The organism is uncultured Streptococcus sp. (assembly GCF_915066115.1).
Classification (GTDB): domain Bacteria; phylum Bacillota; class Bacilli; order Lactobacillales; family Streptococcaceae; genus Streptococcus.
In genome coordinates this window covers 1-3,255 of record NZ_CAJZDT010000166.1, presented here as the reverse complement: position 1 = coordinate 3,255, position 3,255 = coordinate 1, and the positions used below count along the sequence as shown (strand labels likewise).

3 protein-coding genes are annotated in these 3,255 nt (G+C 38.5%); all 3 read right to left on the bottom strand.

Features of this window, described 5'->3' with window-relative positions; all coding sequences use genetic code 11:
- Positions 1 to 1,258 (bottom strand): 3-phosphoshikimate 1-carboxyvinyltransferase (gene aroA / locus QZ565_RS08905; protein ID WP_295528425.1); only part of this gene is annotated, 1,258 nt, incomplete at its 3' end.
- Between the two features lie 119 nt (positions 1,259 to 1,377).
- Positions 1,378 to 2,520 carry a YgcG family protein gene (locus tag QZ565_RS08900; RefSeq protein WP_295528422.1) on the bottom strand — a complete coding sequence of 381 codons (1,143 nt, stop codon included), beginning with the start codon at positions 2,518 to 2,520 and terminating at the stop codon, positions 1,378 to 1,380.
- Positions 2,521 to 2,538: 18 nt separating this feature from the next.
- Entirely contained in the window at positions 2,539 to 3,108 is a 570-nt protein-coding gene (locus tag QZ565_RS08895; protein ID WP_125416435.1) for a LemA family protein, read from the bottom strand.
- Positions 3,109 to 3,255: the final 147 nt, after the last annotated feature.

Below are 3,255 nucleotides of genomic sequence, written 5' to 3'. Positions count from 1 at the left end.
CATCAAAGAAGCTAGGATAGCTGGTATTGATGGCTTCAGCACGGTCAAGTTCCACTTCTCCATCCGCAACCAAGAGGGCTGCAATAGCTGTCATCATTCCGATACGATGGTCACCAAAGGTATTGACTCTAGCACCATGAAGGGAGGATTTCCCTTTGATAATCATTCCATCTGTTGTAGGTGTGATTTCCGCGCCCATGCTATTTAAAGCATCCGCTACCACTTGAATGCGGTCGGTTTCTTTGACCTTAAGTTCCTCTGCATCCTTGATAACCGTCACTCCTTCTGCTTGGGTAGCAAGCAGGGCGATAATTGGTAATTCATCAATCAAACGTGGAATCAAGGCTCCACTAATTTCTGTCCCTTTCAGATTTGAAGTTTCAACCGTCAGAGTTGCGGATTTAGCGACTGGATCGATTTCAGTTATTTCTAGTTTTCCACCCATGGCGCGAATGACATCAATGATACCCGTACGCGTTTCGTTAATCCCCACATTCTGTAGCACGACACAAGAATTTGGAACAATCAATCCAGCGACTAACCAAAAGGCCGCACTGGAAATATCTCCTGGAACGATAACCTTTTGTCCAGTCAGTTTTTGCGGTCCTGTGACAGTGATCGTTTTACCATTCACACTTAAATCACCACCAAATTGCTGTAGCATATCTTCGGTGTGGTTACGAGTACATTCTTTCTCAACAATAACTGACTGACCTTGAGCCTGCAATGCTGCAAACATCAAGGCTGACTTGACTTGAGCAGAGGCAATCGGCAACTCATAATAAATAGGTCTTAGGTTTTTCGTCCCTTTTAAATGAAGGGGAGGAAGGTCTCGCTCAGTTTGTCCCGAAATACTAACGCCCATTTTTTTCAGCGGAAGGGTCACACGATCCATAGGACGTTTGGAAAGACTATCATCTCCAAACATTTCTACTTCAAAGTCTGCACCAGCAAGAACACCTGAAATCAAGCGAATCGAGGTGCCAGAATTTCCCATATCAAGGGCATTTTGCGGCGCTTTTAAGCCATCCATGCCTACACCTTGAATAGTGATCACATCGTCTTTATCCTCAATAACAACACCAAGGTCACGAAAAACCTGCATAGTTGAGAGCACGTCCTCACCACGCAATATATCATAAACCTTGGTCTCACCCTCAGCCAAACTTCCAAAGATAATGGAACGGTGGCTGATAGACTTATCACCTGGAACTCGGATACTGCCATGTAAGTGGCGAATGTTTGTTTTTAGTTTCATACTGGACCTCATACTTGCAATACTTTTACCTATTTTATCATAAAAAGCCAGAAATTCCTTAAAAATTTCTGACTTTATGATAGTTATTTTCTTATTTTAGCAATTCTTTTCATTTTCATTTACCAACTATCTGAAGAACCACCACCATCAAATCCACCGCCACCCCAATCATCTGAAGACCATGATGAACTAGAACTACCAGAATCATATGAATCTGATCTACCATAAGAACTTGACTGTACTCTTTGTGAAGCATAGTAGCTTTTTGTGAGCTCGGAAGTCCAAGAAGCATTCCTCACAAAATCTTTATCGTTTGGATAGAGTTTCCCCTTCCCATTATAAGAGTATTGAGAGCGATTAAGCCTATCTAGGTGCTTTCTTTCAACTTCTGCGTAGTATGCTTCTATAAGTAATGTAGTCCAAGTGTCATTAGGTAGAAAACCTTTTGAGTCTGGATAGAGTTTGTTAAAACCTTCATACTGATATTGAGACCTAATTAAACGCTTATTTTTTTTATAGTCAGATTTACGTTCTTCAGTCCACGTATCATTAGGTACAAAGTCAGGAAAATCTGGATACAGCTTACCCTTTCCCTCGTACTCATACTTAGAAAAGCGGCATCTTTTTAAGTACTTGATCCACGTTGCTAAACTTAGTAAAAGAAAGAACAACAGATAGAACAATATCGGAAACGGAATGTAATCGAAGTACTTACTAAAGCCTTCATTATTTTTTAATGATTTTTCATAGCTTTTTGGAAGTCGATTATTTTCCTTCTTGTTTATGATTTCAGCTTTTCTAGACTCCGCTTTAGAAATGCCTACTAGAATTTTGTTAAGGGCATCAGTATATTTCCCTTCTTTCATGTATGGCTTAGAATCATTTAGTAAGGAACTGGCCATAGAGTCAGTAAGCCAAATTGCTGCTTCGTTGGATGTTTCAATACGAAACTTTCTATCCTTTATAGCAATAGCAATTAAAATTCCACTGTTGGAATCTTGTTTCCCAACTTTCCATTTGCGTGCAACCTCATTGGCTACCTCTTCGATGCTGGAACCGTCCAGAGTATCTACAATGTAAATACCTACTTGGGTTTCACTTCCAGCATTCATACTCTCTAACGTTTCTGCAACACTAGTGGTTAAATAACCGTTAGGATCGTAAATACCATTTAAAGGACGATCTGGAACAGCTATATTAGCCGCCACTAGAGGCATAACAAAGAATAAAGGAGTAATTAAGAGTAAAAGTAACTTTTTCATAGGAGATACCCCACAAGACTAATCAGTTAAATTGACTTTAGGGACCACCTTTGCATCTTTCTCTGCTTCAATTAACTCAGCTCTTTGGAAACCAAACAAACTAGCTATCATATTAGTAGGAAAACGTCTAATGGTCTTATTATATTCTGTTGCAGTATCGTTGTAATCTTTACGAGCAACAAACAAACGATTTTCAGTTCCCTCAAGCTCTGATATTAGAGAAGACACTTGTGTATCAGCTTTTAACTCAGGATAATTTTCTTGAACCACTAGTAATCGAGAAATGGCAGAAGTTAATTCGCTCTCCCCTTCACTTTTGGTTTCTTTATTTCCTGATCCAATCTTAGAACGAGCATCCGCAATCTTTGTAAAGATGTCCTCCTCGTGCTTCATATATCCTTTTACAGAATTTACAACATTTGGAATTAAGTCAGCTCTACGTTGAAGTGCCACTTCAATCTTCGAGTTAGCCTGTTTCACAGATTCATCTTTGCTAACAAGACTATTGTACGAACCTGCCAACACTATAATACTGATGAAGATAATTCCTACAGGAACTCCTATTAGAGCAATTAATTTTTTTGACATATTTTTTCCTATTTTCTATTGTTCATCATTTATCTACTATTTATCGATAATAAAAATTTCATTCTCTTTCATAATTGTTTCTATATTTATTATCTCATCAAAAATTTCTAACTTATCAATTGAAGTAGAAAATAATAGTTAGAAACA

What these genes read in the sequence shown, in the direction of transcription:
- QZ565_RS08900 (WP_295528422.1), bottom strand. Translation starts at nt 2,520, where the DNA reads ATGAAAAAGTTACTTTTACTCTTAATTACTCCTTTATTCTTTGTTATG.
- QZ565_RS08895 (WP_125416435.1), bottom strand. Translation starts at nt 3,108, where the DNA reads ATGTCAAAAAAATTAATTGCTCTAATAGGAGTTCCTGTAGGAATTATC.